The organism is Massilia sp. TS11, assembly GCF_022012445.1.
Classification (GTDB): Bacteria; Pseudomonadota; Gammaproteobacteria; order Burkholderiales; family Burkholderiaceae_D; genus Telluria.
This window is the reverse complement of sequence record NZ_JAKLTS010000008.1, coordinates 122,603-140,190: the sequence shown is the minus strand read 5'-3', so window position 1 is coordinate 140,190 and position 17,588 is coordinate 122,603. Positions and strand designations below refer to the sequence as shown.

Genomic DNA, 17,588 nt, shown 5'->3' with positions numbered 1-17,588 from the left:
CTATGGAAGCTATTCAAGCACCCCGCCTGCCGCTATCGGACCGTGTCCAGGAAGCCCTGGCCATCACCAAACGCGGCGTCGATGAACTGCTGATCGAAGCCGAATTCGCCCAGAAGCTGGCCCGTTCGGAGCAGACGGGCGTGCCGCTGCGGATCAAGCTCGGGCTCGACCCGACCGCCCCCGACCTGCACCTGGGCCACACCGTGGTCTTGAATAAGTTGCGTCAATTGCAAGATCTGGGCCACCAGGTGATCTTCCTGATTGGCGACTTCACCTCCATGATTGGCGACCCCTCGGGCCGCAACACGACCCGCCCGCCGTTGACGCGCGAGCAGATCGAAGCCAATGCCACCACCTACTTCAAGCAGGCCTCGCTGGTGCTGGACCCGACGCGCACCGAAATCCGCTACAACTCCGAGTGGTGCGACCCGCTCGGCGCGCGCGGCCTGATCCAGCTGGCCAGCCGCTACACGGTGGCCCGCATGATGGAACGTGATGACTTTACCAAGCGTTTCAAGGCTGGGACACCAATTTCGGTCCATGAGTTCCTGTATCCGCTCATGCAAGGCTACGATTCGGTGGCCCTGAAGTCCGATCTCGAGCTCGGGGGTACCGACCAGAAATTCAATCTGTTGGTCGGGCGCGAGCTGCAGAAGGACTACGGCCAGGAGCCGCAGTGCATCCTGACCATGCCCCTGCTCGAAGGCCTCGACGGCGTCGAGAAGATGTCCAAGTCGAAGAACAACTACATCGGCATCACCGAGCCGGCCAACACCATGTTCGCCAAGGTGATGAGTATTTCCGACACGATGATGTGGAAATATTTCGATCTGCTGTCCTTCCGCTCGATCGCCGAGGTGGCCGCGCTCAAGGCTGCGGTCGCGGGCGGCGCCAATCCGCGCGACGCCAAGGTGGCCCTGGCCAAGGAAATCACGACGCGTTTCCACTCGGCCCAGGCGGCCGAGGATGCGCTGGCCGACTTCGTCAACCGCGCCAAGGGCGGCATCCCCGACGAGCTGCCCGAGATGCAACTGAGCGGGGCGCCGCTGGCGATCGGCCCGCTGCTCAAGACCACCGGCCTGTGCGCGTCGACCTCGGAAGCCCTGCGCATGATCGACCAGGGCGGCGTGCGCATCGACGGCCAGGTGGTCAGCGACAAGGGCCTGCAGGTGGCGGCCGGCAGCGTCGTGCTGCAGGTCGGCAAGCGCAAATTCATGCGCGTGCACCTGAGCGCATGATCGCCCTGCTGCAACGCGTCAGCGCGGCCCAGGTCGACGTCGACGGGGCCACGATCGGCGCCATCGGGCGCGGCCTGCTGGTGCTGCTGTGCGCCGAGAAGGGCGACACCGAGGCCGAGGGCGACAAGCTGCTCGCCAAGCTGCTCGGCTACCGCGTCTTCCCCGACGAGGCCGGCAAGATGAACCGCAGCCTCAGCGACATCGGCGGCGGCCTGCTGTTGGTGCCCCAGTTCACGCTGGCGGCCGATACCCGTTCCGGCACCCGGCCCTCGTTCACCCCGGCCGCGGCCCCGGCCGACGGCCTGCGCCTGTTCGAGCATGTGGTGGCCCAGGCGCGCCAGCGCCACCCGCATGTCGCCACCGGCCGCTTCGGCGCCGACATGCAGGTGTCGCTGACCAACGACGGCCCCGTTACCTTCTGGCTCCAGGTTCAGGCACAATAGTTCTGATCCGGACCAAAACTCACGCGCGCCGGCGTGGTCTATACCAGAAAGGGAACAGGAGGCAGCGATGCATTTGTGGAGCGACACCTTCAAGGATGGCGACATCATCCCCGAGGCCTGTGCCTTCGGGGTGCAAGACGCGCACACCCATGTGCGTCTGTCGAGTAACCGCAATCCCCATTTCGCCTGGGATGATGTGCCGGCCGGCACCGAGAGCCTGATTCTGTTCTGTATCGACATCGACGTGCCCTCGGTCGGCACCGACGTCAACCAGGAAGGGCGCGAGGTGCCGCACAATCTGGCGCGCGTCGATTTTTACCACTGGAGCCTGTGCGATATCCCGCCGACGATGAAGGCGATCGCCGAGGGCCAGTTCTCGGACCGCGTCAGCGCGCGCGGCAAGCCCGGCCCGGCCGTCACGGTGGCCGCGCGGCAGGGCGCCGCGCTGACCCTGCGCCACGGCCTGAACGACTACACCGGCTGGTTCGCCGGCGACCCCGCCATGGCCGGCGACTACTACGGCTACGACGGCCCCTGTCCGCCGTGGAACGACCAGCGTCCGCACCGCTATATTTTCCGCATCTACGCGCTCGATATCCCGCGCCTGCCGCTCGACGGGCGTTTCAGCGGGGCCGAGGCGATGGCGGCGATCCGCGGCCACATCCTCGACGAAGCCCAGCTGGTCGGCGTGTATTCGCTCCATCCGCAGGTGGCGGCCCAGCTCTGATGACCCGCCTGATTCTGCTGCGCCACGGCGAGACCGCCTGGAACGCCGAGCGCCGCCTGCAAGGCCATCTCGACATCCCGCTCAATGCCAGCGGCCAGCGCCAGGCGGCCGCGCTCGGCGCCGCCCTGGCGGGCGAGCGCATCGACGCCATCATCTCGAGCGATTTGCAGCGCGCCGCCGCCACGGCCGACGCGATTGCCGTCCACCACGGCCTGCGTGTGAGGCGCGCGCGCCAGCTGCGCGAGCGCCACTACGGCGTGTTCGAAGGCCTGCTCTACAGCGAAGCCGAAGCGCGCTATCCGCAGCACTACGCCGACTGGAAGGCGCGCGTGATCGACGCCGCCCCGCCCGAGGGCGAGCGCTACGGCGATTTCCATGCGCGCTGCATTGCGGCGATTTTCGCGGCCAGCGCCGCGCATCCCGGCCAGACCCTGGTGATCGTCGCCCACGGCGGCGTGCTCGAGTGCGCCTACCGGGCCGCGACCGGCCTGCCGCTCGACAGCCCGCGCAGCTTCACGATCCCGAATGCCGCGCTGAACCGCTTCCAGGTCGACGGCGGACGCCTGCAGCTCGACGTCTGGGGCGACGCCAGCCACCTGCGCAGCAGCGCCCTCGACGAAATTTCCTGACAAACAAATCGGGGTCAGACCCCATTTTTCTCGGCGGATAAATCGGGGTCAGACCCCATTTTTTCGGAATTGCCTGCCAAACAAATGGGGTCTGACCCCATTTTTCTGGCGGGCACCGGGAGCGGTTCGAATATCGCTCGCGGAAATGAGCAAGTGGGGGCAACAGAAAAAATAGTGCTTATAAATTGAGCAGGGGATCGGGTAAAATGGCAGGTTTCCGCAACTCGCCTGTCCTGTCCGTGAACATCGGTCCCTATCAACTGCGTAACAATGTGTTCGTCGCCCCCATGGCCGGGGTGACCGACCGTCCGTTCCGCCAGTTGTGCAAGGAACTCGGGGCCGGCTACGCGGTCTCGGAGATGGCGGCCTCCAATCCGCGCCTCTGGGCCAGCGAGAAATCGGCGCGCCGCACCGACCACAACGGTGAGATGGAACCCAAGGCCGTGCAGATCGCCGGCGCGGTGCCGCAGGAACTGGCCGAATGCGCGCAGTTCAATGTCGCGCGCGGCGCCCAGATCATCGACATCAATATGGGCTGCCCGGTCAAGAAGGTGTGCAACAACTGGTGCGGCTCGGCCCTGCTGCAGCAGGAAGACCTGGTCCAGCAGATTCTGCAGGCCGTCGTTGCGGCCGTCGATGTGCCCGTCACGCTGAAATTTCGCACCGGCTGGGACCGCCAGAACCGGAATGCCCTGACCATCGCCCGCATGGCCGAGGACGCCGGCATCGCGATGCTGACCCTGCACGGGCGCACGCGCGCCGACGGCTACAAGGGGGAGGCCGAATACGACACGATTGCCGCCGTCAAGCAGGCAGTATCGATTCCGGTGGTGGCCAATGGCGACATCACCAGCCCGCAGAAGGCGCGCTATGTGCTCGACTACACGGGCGCGGATGCGGTGATGATCGGCCGCGCGGCCCAGGGCCGCCCCTGGATCTGCCGCGAAGTCGACCATTATCTGCGCACCGGCGAACTGCTGGCCCCGCCCAAGGTGGACGAGGTCGCCACGCTGATGGACCAGCACCTGCGCGCCCACTACGCCTTCTATGGCGACTACCTGGGCGTGCGCACGGCGCGCAAGCACATCGGCTGGTATGTGCGCGATCTGCCCGGCGGCGAAGCCTTCCGCCAGCGCATGAATCTGCTGGAAGACACGCAGGCCCAGCTCGACGCTGTGGCCGCGTTTTTCGAATTACAAAAGCAATACGGCGAGCGCTTACAATACCAGCCCGCCGACGCGGCCGACGCAGCCCTGGCCGCCTGAACCACCACGGGGACGACCGTGCGCCAGGAGCGCGCGGCGCAATATTAACAAGCCGTATAGAGCAAGTAGAGATGAGCAAAGAGAGCATTCAGGAAGTAGTCCAGAAGAGCCTGGAAGAGTACTTCAACGACCTCGGTGAACAGCCTGCCAGCAACATCTACGACATGGTCGTGATGACCGTCGAACGCCCGATCCTCGAAGTGGTCATGGGCCGCGCCGATGGCAACCAGTCGCAGGCCGCGCAAATGCTCGGCATCAACCGCAATACCTTGCGAAAGAAGCTGCAGGAGCACGGCCTCCTGTAAGCCCCTGCGCGTGCCTGGGCCGCGCGCATGGCGCGGCTGGCAGCGCCCGAATTCCTTTTACTTCTGATTAGGCCCAGCCATGAAACAAGCCCTGATTTCCGTTTCCGATAAAACCGGCGTGCTCGACTTCGCGCGCGCACTGTCCGCGCTCGGCGTCAACATCCTGTCGACCGGCGGCACCGCCAAGCTGCTGATGGACAATGGCGTGCCGGTGACCGAGGTGGCGGACTACACGGGCTTCCCCGAAATGCTGGACGGGCGCGTCAAGACCCTGCACCCGAAAGTCCACGGCGGCATCCTCGCGCGCCGCGACTTCCCCGAGCACATGGCCAAGCTGTCCGAGCACCAGATGCCGACCATCGACTTCGTGGTCGTCAACCTGTACCCGTTCCAGGCCACGGTCGCCAAGGACAGCTGCACGCTCGAGGACGCGATCGAGAACATCGACATCGGCGGCCCGACCATGCTGCGCTCGGCAGCCAAGAACCACAAGGACGTGGTGGTGGTCTGCGATCCGGCCGACTACGCGCTCGTGCTCGATGGCGTGAAGGCCGGCAGTATCAGCTATGACACGCGCTTCATGCTGGCCAAGAAGGTGTTCGCCCACACGGCCCAGTACGACGGCGCCATCACCAATTACCTGAGCAGCCTGGGCGCTGACAAGCAGCACGCCACGCGCAGCGCCTATCCGCAGACCCTGAACCTGCATTTCGAAAAAGTGCAGGACATGCGCTACGGCGAGAACCCGCACCAGAGCGCCGCCTTCTACCGCGATCTGGCCCCGGTGGCCGGTGCGCTGGCCAATTACACCCAGCTGCAGGGCAAGGAGCTGTCCTACAACAACATCGCCGATGCCGATGCGGCCTGGGAATGCGTGAAGACCCTGGGCGGCATGGGCCAGCCGGCCGGCTGCGTGATCATCAAGCACGCCAATCCCTGCGGCGTGGCGATCGGCGCCAGCGCCCTCGAGGCCTACAGCCGCGCGCTGCAGACCGATCCGACCTCGGCCTTCGGCGGCATCATCGCCTTCAATGTCGAAGTCGACGGCCAGGCGGCCGAGGCCATCGCCAAGCTGTTCGTCGAAGTGCTGATCGCCCCGTCCTTCACGGCCGAGGCGCGCCAGATCATGAGCGCCAAGCAGAACGTGCGCCTGCTCGAAATTCCGCTCGGTACCGGTGTCAATCCGCATGACTTCAAGCGCGTCGGCGGCGGCCTGCTGGTGCAGTCGGCCGATGCCAAGCTGGTCAGCCAGGACGAGCTCAAAGTGGTCAGCGTCAAGCAGCCGAGCCCGCAGCAGATGGCCGACCTGATGTTCGCCTGGCGCGTGGCCAAATTCGTCAAGTCGAATGCCATCGTGTTCTGCGGTAATGGCATGACGCTCGGCGTCGGCGCCGGCCAGATGAGCCGCGTGGACTCGGCCCGGATCGCGTCGATCAAGGCCCAGAACGCCGGTCTGTCGCTGGCCGGTTCGGCCGTGGCCTCGGACGCCTTCTTCCCCTTCCGCGACGGGCTCGACGTGGTGGTCGATGCGGGCGCCACCTGCGTGATCCAGCCCGGTGGTTCGATGCGCGACCAGGAAGTGATCGATGCCGCCAATGAGCGCGGCGTGGTGATGCTGTTTACCGGCACCCGCCACTTCCGCCACTGATGATCATCCTGGGGATCGACCCCGGCCTGCGTACGACCGGCTTCGGCCTGGTCGACCAGCAGGGCCAGGCCCTGCGCTACATCGCCTCGGGCACGATCAAGACCGACGCCGCGCAGGACCTGCCGGCGCGTCTGCGCACCATCCTCGATGGCATCCGCGCCATCAGCGCCCAGTACCGGCCCGATTGCGCCGCCATCGAGAAGGTGTTCGTCAACGTCAATCCGCAGTCGACCCTGCTGCTGGGCCAGGCGCGCGGGGCCGCCATCACGGCCCTGGTGTCGGCCGACCTGGGGGTGGCCGAATACTCGCCGACCCAGGTCAAGCAGGCCATCGTTGGGACCGGCCGCGCCGCCAAGGCCCAGGTGCAGGACATGGTGGCGCGCCTGCTCAAGCTGCCCGGTCTGCCGGGCACCGACGCGGCCGACGCGCTGGGGGTTGCGATCTGCCACGCAAACAGCCATGATGGCTTGCTGGCGATGCGCAGCGCCTCCCCGCTGGCGGGCCTGCGCATGCGCCGCGGCCGTCTGGTATAAAGCTGCGCCGCCACTCTCTCACGAAGGAAGACAATGATCGGTCGTCTCTCGGGCATGCTGCTCGAAAAAACACCGCCCACCCTGCTGGTGGATTGCCACGGCGTCGGCTACGAGGTCGATGTGCCGATGAGCACGTTCTACAATCTGCCGCACACGGGCGAGAAGGTGACCCTGTTTACCCACCTGACCGTGCGCGAAGACGCCCACTTGCTGTTCGGCTTCGGCAGCGAGAGCGAGCGCGCCGTGTTCCGCCAGCTGATTAAAATCTCCGGCATCGGCGCGCGCACGGCCTTGGCGATTCTGTCCGGCATGACCGTGGCCGACCTGGCCCAGGCCATCACGCTGCAGGAGGCCGGGCGCCTGGTCAAGATTCCGGGCATCGGCAAGAAGACGGCCGAGCGCCTGCTGCTCGAACTGAAAGGCAAGCTCGGAGCCGATCTCGGCGCGGCCGGCGGCGCGGTGCATAATGATGCCCAGGCCGACATCCTGAATGCGCTGCTGGCGCTCGGCTATTCGGACAAGGAAGCCACGCTGGCGCTGAAGAGCCTGCCCGCGGGCGCGAGCGTCTCGGATGGCATCAAGCACGCGCTGAAGGCCTTGTCCAAGGGTTAAACGATGAGCATTCAGACCGATCAGTTCAGCGAACAGCGGATCGTTTCCGCCGCCCCCGCCTCGAGCAATGAGGAGGCGATCGAACGCGCGCTGCGGCCCAAGCTGCTCGACGAATACGTGGGCCAGGAAAAGATCCGCGACCAGCTCGAAATCTTCATCTCGGCCGCGCGCAAGCGCAGCGAGGCGCTCGACCATACGCTGCTGTTCGGCCCGCCGGGCCTGGGCAAGACCACGCTGGCCCACATCATCGCGCGCGAGATGGGCGTCAACCTGCGCCAGACCTCGGGCCCCGTGCTCGAGCGCCCGGGCGACCTGGCCGCCATCCTGACCAATCTGGAGCCGAACGATGTGCTGTTCATCGACGAGATCCACCGCCTCTCGCCCGTGGTCGAGGAGATTCTCTACCCGGCCCTGGAGGACTACCAGATCGACATCATGATCGGCGAAGGCCCGGCCGCGCGCTCGGTCAAGCTCGATCTGCAGCCCTTCACCCTGGTCGGCGCCACCACCCGCGCCGGCATGCTGACCAATCCGCTGCGCGACCGCTTCGGCATCGTCGCCCGCCTCGAGTTCTACCGGCCCGAGGAGCTGACCCGCATCGTCGCGCGTAGCGCGGCCCTGCTCAATGCGCCGATCGACGACGAGGGCGCGCGCGAAGTGGCGCTGCGCGCGCGCGGCACCCCGCGCATCGCCAACCGCCTGCTGCGGCGCGTGCGCGACTATGCCGAGGTCAAGGGCAGCGGCGCGATCAACAAGCCGATGGCCGACGCCGCCCTGAAGATGCTCGACGTCGACGGCGCCGGCTTCGACCTGATGGACCGCAAGCTGCTGGAGGCCGTGCTGTTCAAATTCGGCGGCGGGCCGGTCGGGGTCGGCAATCTGGCCGCCGCCATCGGCGAGGAGGCCGACACCATCGAAGACGTGCTGGAGCCCTATCTGATCCAGCAAGGCTATCTGCAACGCACCCCGCGCGGGCGCATCGCCACGCCCTCGGCCTATGCCCATTTCGGCGTGAAGGCCCCGCGCACCAATCCGAACGGCGAGCTATGGGACTGAGCAGCGCACAAATCGCCCGGCACGACCGGGCCCTGGCCCTGATCGGCCAGAAGGGACTCGAACGCGGCGGCGTGATTCCGCCCCTGTACCGCCTGCTGTGGGCGGCCGGCATCGATTGTCCGCCGCCTTACTTCGCCGGCTTCGGCGCCAATGTGCTGATGGCCGGCACCTATTTCGCCGTGGCCTGGGGCGCCATCATGTGGCTGATGGGGCCGGAAAGCACGCATACCCATCCGCAGACCTTCGTGCTCGCCACCGCCATCGGCGGCGCCTGCTTCGGACTCGTCATGGCCCTGATCTACCAGCGCGCCGCGCGCAAGCACGCGCTGCCGGCCTGGCAGGACCTGTAGGCGCTTGAACACCGCCCTGTTTTTCTGGATCCACCAGTGGCGCGGCGAATGGCTCGACCGCCTGGTGGTGTTCGGCTCGGTCGTCGGCGAGGCCTGGAATGGCCTGATCCTGCTGGCCGTGCTGCTGCTGGTGCCGCGCTGGCGCGTGCTGCTGCGCAGCTATGTGCCGGCCTACGCGCTGATGGGCGCGCTCTCGCTCGGCATGAAGCGCGCGTTCGCCATGCCGCGCCCGCCGCAGGCCCTGGGCGCCCAGGTGCACCCGGTCGGTCCGATTCCCGACAGCTTCAGTTTCCCGAGCGGCCATGCGATGTTCGCGGCCATGCTGCTCACCTGGCTGTGGCCGCTGGCCACGCGCGGCCAGCGCGCGCTGCTGCTGGGCTGGGCCTTGTTCATCGGCTTTGCGCGCGTGAATGTGGGCGCGCATTTCCCGGTCGACGTGGCGGCCGGCTGGCTGATCGGCGGCCTGGTCGGCTGGGCTGTGCAGCGCGGAAAATCTGCCTCCGGAATGCCTTTGCAATAAGCGAACACAGCTGCGATACTGCCGTGTCCATATTGCATAAACGGCCATGAAGACCCTGTTCGCCACCCTGATCGCCGCCGCGCTGCTGCTGGCGGCGCCCGTGCATGCCGCGCCCACCTATGTCCAGCTGACCCAGACCGGCCTGAAAGCCGTCACCAAGAAAGACTGGCCGGCCGCCAGCGCCGCGCTGCGTGCGGCCATCGAGGCCGGCGCGCCGGACCCCGAATTGTGGGCCGTGCTGGCGCGCGCCCAGGCCAGCCAGGACCAGGCCGCGGCCGCGCTCGACAGTCTGCAGCGCGGCGCCAGCGCCGGCCTGCGCATCACGCAGTGGCTGGAGCGCGAAGAATTCAGCGCCGCCCGCGCCCTGCCGGGCTGGGCGCCGATGGCGGCCCAGGTCGAAGCGAATGCGGCGCGCTACCGGCGCGAGCACAACCATCCCGACGCGGCCCGCTTCGTCACCAGCGACATCAGCCAGTTCTGGCGCGTCTACGACCGCCTGGCCCAGGCCGAGGACGGCGCCGAGCTGATCGAGCGCGAGTATCTGCTGACGGGCAGCCCCGGCCTGCAGGACTTCGTGCTCAACCGCATCGCCAGCGGCAAGAACCTGCTGCGCGTACTGAACAGCATGCCGCGCTACTACAGCGCGATCCGCCCGACCACCGAGCAGATGGGGCGGATGGAACCGGCCGTGCGCGCCGCCCTGCACAAGTTCCGCGCGCTGTACGAGGACGCCGAATTCCCCGACATGTATTTTGTCGTCGGCGCCGCCAATTCGGGCGGCACCTCGACCTCGGCCGGGCTGATCATGGGTGTTGAGATGTTCAGCCGCAGCGACAGCACGCCGACCGAGGAACTGAGCCCCTGGCTGCTGGGCGTGACCAAATCGCCGGCCCTGCTGCAGAACATCGTGCTGCACGAGCTCATGCACTTCCAGCAGCGCAACAAGGTCGATGACCTGCTCAGCCATGCGATCCACGAGGGCGGGGCCGACTTCCTCGCCTCGCTGGTCAGCGAAGGCAATTTCAACGAAGGCACCTACCGCTACGGTTACGCGCACGAGGACGCGCTCAAGCGCGAGTTCGCGCAGGCGATGGCGGCCAATGATGACAAGGCCTGGTTCGGTTCCAGCAGCATGCAGGGCGAGCGTCCGTCCGACCTCGGCTATTTCATCGGCTTTCGCATCTGCCAGGCCTACTACGCCCAGGCCAAGGACAAGCGGCAGGCGATCCGCGACATCCTGCACGTGCGCGACGCGCGCGCCTTCCTGGCCGCCAGCGCTTACCTCTAAGAAAAATCGGGGTCTGACCCCGATTTTTCTTTGGAGGATTAGAAGGAGAGGTTGAGGCCGGCGTACAGGGTGCGCCGCTGGCCGTGCTGGGGCGCGCCGACGCCGACGCCGCTGCCGTCGCGCAGCAGGTAGACGCGGTCGAAGGCATTCAGCAGGGCCAGGCGCGCTTCGAGCTTGCCGAGCGCCGTCTTCCAGGTGTGCGTGTAGTTGACGTTGAACACCGTGTAGCCGGGCAGGTGGCCGCTGTTCGGCACGGCGCCGTCGGGCGTCATGCGCAGGCCGCTGCCGTACACCACGTCGCCACTGAACTGGTGCGCGCCGATGTGGTAGTGGCCGCCCGCCGAGGCGGTGTAGGTCTGGTCGTGGTCGACGTGGATGTACTGGCGTGCGATCTGGTCGAGCTCGTCCTGGCCGAACAGGTTCTGGCCGCTGTTGATCTGGGTCGCCACCGCCTTCTGCGTGGCCAGATTCAGGAAGCCGCCCCAGTTCTTCTCCGTGTACAGCAGCGCCAGTTCGATGCCCTGGGCATGCGCCTTGGCGTAATTGAACGGGGTCAGGATCAGGGCCTGGCCGAACTGGCCGGCGTCGAGCAGATTGCGGATGTCCTTGTAGTAGGCGTCGATGCTGACATTCAGCGCCTTGCTGATCTGGCGGCTCAGGCCGACATCATAGTAGTGGGTGCGCTCGGCGCGCACCGGATCGGCCGCCGTGATCTCGGCCGCATTGCTGGTGCCCGCGTACAGGCTGGCCTTGGCCTGGGCCGCGATCTCCTGCTTGGGCGGCGTGAAATAGCGCGAGTAGCCGGCGTGCAGGGCCGTCTCGGGATCGAGCTGGTAGGACAGGTTCACGCGCGGGCTCAGCTGCTGCTCGTGCACATAGGCCGCCACCTTGTCGAGGCGCAGGCCGTAGTTGACGGTCAGGTCCGGCAGCGGATGCCACTCGTCCTGCACATACAGCGAGTACTGCTTGCCCATCATGCCGTTGTTGTCGACGATCTGGCGCGGCGTCGTGCTGGTCTGGACGCCGTCGGCATCGGTCGGGAACACGCTGACCAGGTTGCGGCTCTCGGTCGTCTGGCGCGTCCAGGCGAAGCCGGCGCGCAGGATGTGGGCGGCGCTGAGCTTGAGATTGCCGTCGAACTGGACGCCGCTCGCATGGCTCTGGCGCAGCGCGTCCGAGGCCACGCCCGTGTAGATCAGGTCGCCCATGAGGTCGGGCGTGTAGTGCAGCTCGGAACTCTGGTTGAACACCGACAGCTGGTAGCCGCGGTCGCCCAGGGTCTTCTGCAGCGACAGGATGATGAACTGGTTCTGCTCGCGCTGGCGGTCGTCGAGCGCGTCCGAGGCCTTGCTGCCGCCCACATAGCTGTAGGCCGGCGTCTGTCCGGGATTATTCGGAATCTCGAAGCGCCCGCGGTAGCTGCTGAACAGCACGCCGACGCGCGTCTCGTCATCGACGAAATACGAGAGGCTGCCGAAGCCCTTGCCCTGGCGCGTGTCGTCGTGCAGGGCATTGCGGGTCGGCTGCGGGTTCTCGATGCCGATCGCGTTCTTCAGATAGCTGGCCGACAGGTAGTAATTGAACTTGCCGACGCTGCCGAACACTTCACCGCTCGGCTCGACATGGTCGCGGCTGCCGAGCAGTACGCCGACGCGTCCGCCCGGGGTCAGGCCGCCTTCCTTGGTCTGGATCTCGATCACGCCGGCCGTGCGGATGCCGTACTGGGCGGGCAGGGCACCGGTCATGAAGTCGAGCTGGTCGACGAGGCGGGTGTCGAAGGACTGGCCGAAGCCGCTGATGCCCTCGGGCAGCTGGACGCCGTTGATGCGGTACTGCATGTTCGAGTGGTCGCCGCGGATGTGCAGCGAGCCCGAGCCCTTGGAGTCGGCCGACACGCCCGGCAGGCGCTGCAGCACATCATTGAACTGGGCGGCGTCGCCCTGGGCCAGCTTGTCGAACATATGGGTGTCGAGGCTGTAGATGGTGGTGCCGACCTTGGGCGCGAGTTCGACGCGCGCGGCCTTGAAGTGGGAGCCGATCACTTCGACCTTGGGGATCTCGGCAGTCTGGTCGGGCGCGGCCGCTTCGGGCGCGGCGGCCGTGTCATCGGCGTGGGCGCTCAGCGCGCACAGGGCGAGCGCAATCGGGGTGAGGCGAAATAAAGTCATGAAGCTTCCTGGTCTTGAATACGGAAATAGCACCGGGCGGCGGAGCAGGGCCGCCGCAGCAGTGCGCTATCGGAGATCAAGCAGGAAAGACGGGCGGGCCGCAGGCCGGCGGCAGCAGGGCCGTCGCGCGCGCCAGCACGGGCAGGACCGGTTCGGTCCGGACCGCGTAGCTGAGGGTGGCGGTGCTGCGCAGCACCAGGGCCGGCGGGGCCGGCGTATCGCCCAGCTGGTCGGCCGCAGCCGAGCACAGCATACAGTCGTGAACGACCTGGGCCGGATGATGGGTATGGGTCTCGGCCGCCGTCGCCAGCGACACGAAACTGAAAACCATGAACAGGCTGAGCAGCCAACGTGCCGCCACCACGCGGCCGCGGCGCGCGCGGGCGAAGTGGAACAGTTGGGCGGTCAGCAGCATGGGCGGGGCTTACTGTTCGCGCACCCAGACCTGCGAGCGGCCCAGCATCGGAATCCCGATATAGCCGCGCACCTGGAGCTTGCGGCCGCCGTCGATCAGGGTCAGCTTGGACTTGTAGGTCTTGCCGTTGTCGGGGTCGAGGATCTCGCCGCCATTGTATTCATCGCCGTCCTTTTTCAGGCCGGACATGAAGACCATGCCGATCACCGGCTGGTCCTTGCGCTCGCCCGTGCATTTGTCGCACTTGGGGTTCTGGTCCTGGTCGGGCGCACGGAACAGCTTCTCGATGCGCCCCTGCAGGGCCCCGTTGACCTCGCTGATGCGGATCAGGGCCTTGGGCTTGCCCGTCACATCATCGATATTCTTCCAGAGACCGACGGGCGAGGCCTCCTGGGCCCAGGCGCTGAAGGCGCTCAGGCTGGCGGCCAGCATTACACATGCATACATCGTTCGGCGCATCGTCGGTCTCCCCGTCGAGAATTAGGCGGTGGCTAGTTTAGCAAACTGTTCGCGCAATTTCTCAAGCGTCGCCGAAAAATTCGCGACCCGTTCGCGTTCCTGGGCCACCACGGCCGCCGGCGCGCGCGCCACGAAGCTCTCGCTGGCCAGCTTGCCGGCGGCCTTGGCGATCTCGCCTTCCATGCGCGCCATTTCCTTCTGCAGGCGCTCACGTTCGGCGGCCACGTCGATCTCGACCTTGAGCATCAGCTTGGTGGTGCCGACCACGGCGACCGCGGCCGGGGACTCCGGCAGGGCCGCCACGATCTGCACTTCGGACAGCTTGGCCAGGGTCTGCAGATACGGGGCATACACGGCCAGGCGCGCCTGCTCGGCGCTGTCGGCCGCCTCGACGATCAGCGGCAGACGCACGGTCGGTGCGATCTTCATTTCGCCGCGCAGGCCGCGGGTGGCGTCGGTCAGGGCCTTGAACTCGGCCATCCAGGCTTCGGCCGCCGGATCGAGCGCCGCTTCATTGGCGATCGGGTAGGGCTGCAGCATGATGGTGGCGCGCTGCGCGTCCGGCGCCTTGCCGGCCAGCGGGGCCACGGCCTGCCACAGTTCTTCGGTCACGAAGGGAATCACCGGGTGGGCCAGGCGCAGCACCACTTCGAGCACGCGCAGCAGGGTGTGGCGGGTGGCGCGCTGCTGGCCTTCGCTGCCGTTCTGGACCTGGACCTTGGCCAGTTCCAGATACCAGTCGCAGTATTCGTCCCACACGAATTTGTAGATGGCCGAGGCGATATTGTCGAAGCGGTAGTCGGCAAAGCCCTGGGCCACCTCGAGTTCGGTGCGGTTGAGCAGGGAGATGATCCACTTGTCGGCCAGCGACAGGTCGGCCTCGCTGGCCGAGCAGTCCTTGCCTTCGGTATTCATCATCACGAAGCGGGTCGCATTCCACAGCTTGTTGCAGAAGTTGCGGTAGCCTTCGCAGCGGCCGAGGTCGAAGTTGATGTTGCGGCCCAGCGAGGCATACGAGGCCATCGTGAAGCGCACGGCGTCGGCGCCGAAGGCCGGGATGCCGTTCGGGAATTCCTTGCGCGTGGCCTTGGCGATCTTCTCGGCGTCGCGCGGGTTCATCAGGCCGGTGGTGCGCTTGCTGACCAGGGTGTCGACGTCGATGCCGTCGATCAGGTCGATCGGGTCGAGCGTATTGCCCTTGGACTTGGACATCTTCTGGCCGCTCGAATCGCGCACCAGGCCGTGCACATAGACAGTCTTGAACGGCACCTTGCCGGTGAAGTGGGCCGTCATCATGACCATCCGCGCGACCCAGAAGAAGATGATGTCAAAGCCGGTGACCAGCACCGAGGACGGCAGGAAGGCCGCCAGATCGGGCGTCTGCTCGGGCCAGCCCATGGTCGAGAAGGGCACGAGGGCCGAGCTGAACCAGGTATCGAGCACATCGTCGTCGCGCTTGAGGGCGACGCCGGCGCCGGCCTGGGCCTGGGCTTCGGCTTCGCTGCGCGCCACGTACACCTTGCCCTGCTCGTCATACCAGGCGGGAATGCGGTGGCCCCACCACAGCTGGCGCGAGATGCACCAGTCCTGGATGTTGTTGAGCCACTGGTTGTAGGTGGTCGTCCAGTTTTCCGGCACGAACTGGATTTCGCCGCTGGCGACTTTTTCCAGCGCCACTTCGGCAATCGATTTGCCCGGATTGAACGTGCCGGCCGGGGCCGGTTTGCTCATCGCCACGAACCACTGGTCGGTCAGCATCGGTTCGATCACGACGCCGGTGCGGTCGCCGCGCGGCACCTGCAGCTTGTGCGGCTTGACCTGTTCGAGCAGGCCGAGGGCGTCGAGGTCGGCGACGATGGCCTTGCGCGCCACGAAGCGGTCGAGGCCGCGATAGGCTTCCGGCGCCCAGTCGGCGATCTTGGCGTCCAGGGTCAGCATGCAGGGCATGTCGAGCTGGTGGCGCTGGCCGACCTGATAGTCATTGAAATCGTGGGCCGGGGTGATCTTCACGCAGCCGGTGCCGAAGGCCTTGTCGACATAGCTGTCGGCGATGATCGGGATGGCGCGGCCGACCAGGGGCAGGGTCAGCATCTTGCCGACCAGGTGCTGGTAGCGTTCGTCGGTCGGGTCCACCGCCACGGCCACGTCGGCCAGCATGGTTTCCGGACGCGTGGTGGCCACCGTCAGATGCCCGCTGCCATCGGCCAGCGGGTAGCGGATGAACCACATCGAACCGTCTTCTTCTTCCTGCGCCACTTCCAGGTCGGACACGGCCGTGCCCAGCACCGGGTCCCAGTTGACCAGGCGTTTGCCGCGGTAGATCAGGCCCTGCTCATACAGGCGCACGAAGACTTCGGCCACGACTTTCGAGCGCGGCTCGTCCATCGTGAAGTATTCGCGCTGCCAGTCGGGCGAGGTACCGAGGCGGCGCATCTGGCCGGTGATGGTCGAGCCCGATTTTTCCTTCCACTCCCAGACCTTCTCGACGAAGGCCTCGCGGCCGAGGTCATGGCGCGAAATCTTCTGCGCGTCGAGCTGGCGTTCCACCACGATCTGGGTGGCGATGCCGGCGTGGTCGGTGCCCGGCACCCAGGCCGTATTAAAGCCACGCATGCGGTAGTAGCGCGTCAGGCCGTCCATCACCGTCTGGTTGAAGGCGTGGCCCATGTGCAGGGTCCCGGTGACATTGGGCGGCGGCAACTGAATGCTGAAGGCGGGCTGCTGGGCGTCCATGCTGGCGGCGAAATAGCCGCGCGCTTCCCACTCGGCGCGCCAGTGCTTCTCAATCTCGGCCGGCTCGAAAGATTTTGCTAATTCCATGATTCGACGTGTTTTTTTGGCGAAAGCTTCGATTATAAGGGAGGCGTCGCCTTGCAGTCTAAACAAAGCCGTTTCCGCGCAAACAAATCGGGGTCAGACCCCATTTTCCCGTGCGGGAAAATGGGGTCTGACCCCGATTTGTTTGCGCGGAAACGCGGGTGGCTCAGAGGGCGGCGCGCACGGCGGCGAAGCCGCGCTGCAGATGGGTCAGCACGGCTTCGACCTTGGGCAGGTGGCGGTGGCGCTTGTGGCAGACCAGCACCAGCTCGCCCTCGGCCCCGCCGAGGTCGATCGGCAAGGCCACCAGGCCTTGCAGCACGGAGTGCGGATGCGGCGCGTGCGCCAGCACCATCGCGCCCACCCCGGCCTTGCAGGCCGCCACCTGCACATTGAAGTCGTCCGAGGCGAATACCGGCCGGAAATCGGGGATCCGGCGCGCCAGCTCGCGGTTCACGCTCAGATCGGCATAGGGGGCGGCGAAGGCGATCCAGTCGAGCTGCTCGACGCGCGGCTGGGCCGGCAGGCGCGCCGCATAGGCGGCGCTGGCGTACACGCGCATCGGCACGCGCAGCAGGTCGACCACGACCAGGTCGGGATCCTGCGGGCGCAGGCTGCGCAGCGCGATGTCGGCCTCGCCGCGGCTGAGGTTGAGCATGTCGATGCTGGACAGCACATCGAGCTGCAGGCGCGGATGGGTCTGGCGGATCTCGGCCGCCAGCGGGGCCAGAAACTCGAACGCGATGCCGGGCGGGGCGGTCACGCGCACGCGCCCCTCGGGCCGGCGCCCGTCCTGCTCGAGCACGGCCTCGGCCGCGCGCGCCCACTCGGCCATCTGCTGCACGGCCGGCAGCAGCTTCTCGCCGAGCGGGGTCAGGCGGGTGCCGTGGTTCTCGCGCACGAACAGGGTCTCGCCGACCGCCGCCTCGAGCTCGCCGATGCGCCGGCTCAGCGTCGGCTGGCCCAGGCGCAGCTGGCGCGCCGCCGCGCTCAGGCTGCCATTCTCGGCCACGGCCAGAAACAGGCGCAGATCGTCCCAGGCGAGTTGGCTATTCATAATCGGATGACTGTATCAATATTTAGTCAATTGCTAATGCATTTATGGATGGAGACAA

18 protein-coding genes are annotated in these 17,588 nt (G+C 66.6%); 13 read left to right on the top strand and 5 right to left on the bottom strand.

Features of this window, described 5'->3' with window-relative positions:
- Positions 1-2 precede the first annotated feature (2 nt).
- The 13 genes from tyrS to LZ005_RS13855 all read left to right on the top strand — a co-directional run bounded on the left by tyrS (position 3) and on the right by LZ005_RS13855 (position 10,614).
- Positions 3-1,238 carry a tyrosine--tRNA ligase gene (gene tyrS / locus LZ005_RS13915; RefSeq protein WP_237808674.1) on the top strand — a complete coding sequence of 412 codons (1,236 nt, stop codon included), beginning with the start codon at positions 3-5 and terminating at the stop codon, positions 1,236-1,238.
- Entirely contained in the window at positions 1,235-1,681 is a 447-nt protein-coding gene (dtd, locus tag LZ005_RS13910; protein WP_237808673.1) for a D-aminoacyl-tRNA deacylase, read from the top strand. The genes tyrS and dtd overlap by 4 nt, the downstream gene beginning before the upstream one ends.
- 67 nt (positions 1,682-1,748) lie before the next feature.
- Positions 1,749-2,408, top strand: a complete 660-nt coding sequence (locus tag LZ005_RS13905) for a YbhB/YbcL family Raf kinase inhibitor-like protein (protein WP_237808672.1) — start codon at positions 1,749-1,751, stop codon at positions 2,406-2,408.
- Positions 2,408-3,037, top strand: coding sequence for a histidine phosphatase family protein (locus LZ005_RS13900; protein ID WP_237808671.1), 630 nt, complete (start codon positions 2,408-2,410; stop codon positions 3,035-3,037). Before LZ005_RS13905 ends, LZ005_RS13900 begins: the two co-directional genes overlap by 1 nt.
- A gap of 239 nt (positions 3,038-3,276) precedes the next feature.
- Complete coding sequence (gene dusB / locus LZ005_RS13895) at positions 3,277-4,302, top strand: tRNA dihydrouridine synthase DusB (protein ID WP_237808761.1); 1,026 nt, start codon at positions 3,277-3,279, stop codon at positions 4,300-4,302.
- A gap of 71 nt (positions 4,303-4,373) precedes the next feature.
- Positions 4,374-4,607 (top strand): helix-turn-helix domain-containing protein, encoded by a 234-nt coding sequence (locus LZ005_RS13890; protein ID WP_237808670.1) that lies wholly within the window; start codon positions 4,374-4,376, stop codon positions 4,605-4,607.
- A gap of 79 nt (positions 4,608-4,686) precedes the next feature.
- Complete coding sequence (gene purH, locus LZ005_RS13885; RefSeq protein ID WP_237808669.1) at positions 4,687-6,255, top strand: bifunctional phosphoribosylaminoimidazolecarboxamide formyltransferase/IMP cyclohydrolase; 1,569 nt, start codon at positions 4,687-4,689, stop codon at positions 6,253-6,255.
- Positions 6,255-6,788, top strand: a complete 534-nt coding sequence (ruvC, locus tag LZ005_RS13880; protein ID WP_237808668.1) for a crossover junction endodeoxyribonuclease RuvC — start codon at positions 6,255-6,257, stop codon at positions 6,786-6,788. The genes purH and ruvC overlap by 1 nt, the downstream gene beginning before the upstream one ends.
- 33 nt (positions 6,789-6,821) lie before the next feature.
- Positions 6,822-7,400 (top strand): Holliday junction branch migration protein RuvA, encoded by a 579-nt coding sequence (ruvA, locus tag LZ005_RS13875; RefSeq protein WP_237808667.1) that lies wholly within the window; start codon positions 6,822-6,824, stop codon positions 7,398-7,400.
- A gap of 3 nt (positions 7,401-7,403) precedes the next feature.
- Positions 7,404-8,456 carry a Holliday junction branch migration DNA helicase RuvB gene (gene ruvB / locus LZ005_RS13870; protein ID WP_237808666.1) on the top strand — a complete coding sequence of 351 codons (1,053 nt, stop codon included), beginning with the start codon at positions 7,404-7,406 and terminating at the stop codon, positions 8,454-8,456.
- Positions 8,447-8,806, top strand: coding sequence for a DUF6404 family protein (locus LZ005_RS13865; protein WP_237808665.1), 360 nt, complete (start codon positions 8,447-8,449; stop codon positions 8,804-8,806). The genes ruvB and LZ005_RS13865 overlap by 10 nt, the downstream gene beginning before the upstream one ends.
- Positions 8,807-8,810: 4 nt before the next feature.
- A complete protein-coding gene (locus tag LZ005_RS13860) occupies positions 8,811-9,326 on the top strand; it encodes a phosphatase PAP2 family protein (protein WP_237808664.1) in 516 nt (171 codons plus the stop codon).
- Positions 9,327-9,372: 46 nt separating this feature from the next.
- On the top strand, positions 9,373-10,614 hold the full coding sequence (locus LZ005_RS13855) for a hypothetical protein (protein ID WP_237808663.1): 1,242 nt from the start codon (positions 9,373-9,375) through the stop codon (positions 10,612-10,614).
- A 38-nt stretch (positions 10,615-10,652) separates the two neighbouring features.
- Here LZ005_RS13855 and LZ005_RS13850 read toward each other — a convergent pair whose 3' ends face one another.
- The 5 genes from LZ005_RS13850 to LZ005_RS13830 all read right to left on the bottom strand — a co-directional run bounded on the left by LZ005_RS13850 (position 10,653) and on the right by LZ005_RS13830 (position 17,530).
- A complete protein-coding gene (locus LZ005_RS13850) occupies positions 10,653-12,782 on the bottom strand; it encodes a TonB-dependent receptor (protein WP_237808662.1) in 2,130 nt (709 codons plus the stop codon).
- A 76-nt stretch (positions 12,783-12,858) separates the two neighbouring features.
- Positions 12,859-13,197 carry a hypothetical protein gene (locus LZ005_RS13845; RefSeq protein WP_237808661.1) on the bottom strand — a complete coding sequence of 113 codons (339 nt, stop codon included), beginning with the start codon at positions 13,195-13,197 and terminating at the stop codon, positions 12,859-12,861.
- Positions 13,198-13,206: 9 nt separating this feature from the next.
- Positions 13,207-13,656 carry a DUF2147 domain-containing protein gene (locus LZ005_RS13840; protein ID WP_237808660.1) on the bottom strand — a complete coding sequence of 150 codons (450 nt, stop codon included), beginning with the start codon at positions 13,654-13,656 and terminating at the stop codon, positions 13,207-13,209.
- A gap of 21 nt (positions 13,657-13,677) precedes the next feature.
- Complete coding sequence (locus tag LZ005_RS13835; RefSeq protein WP_237808659.1) at positions 13,678-16,476, bottom strand: valine--tRNA ligase; 2,799 nt, start codon at positions 16,474-16,476, stop codon at positions 13,678-13,680.
- A 163-nt stretch (positions 16,477-16,639) separates the two neighbouring features.
- Complete coding sequence (locus tag LZ005_RS13830) at positions 16,640-17,530, bottom strand: LysR family transcriptional regulator (RefSeq protein WP_237808658.1); 891 nt, start codon at positions 17,528-17,530, stop codon at positions 16,640-16,642.
- Between the last annotated feature and the right edge of the window lie 58 nt (positions 17,531-17,588).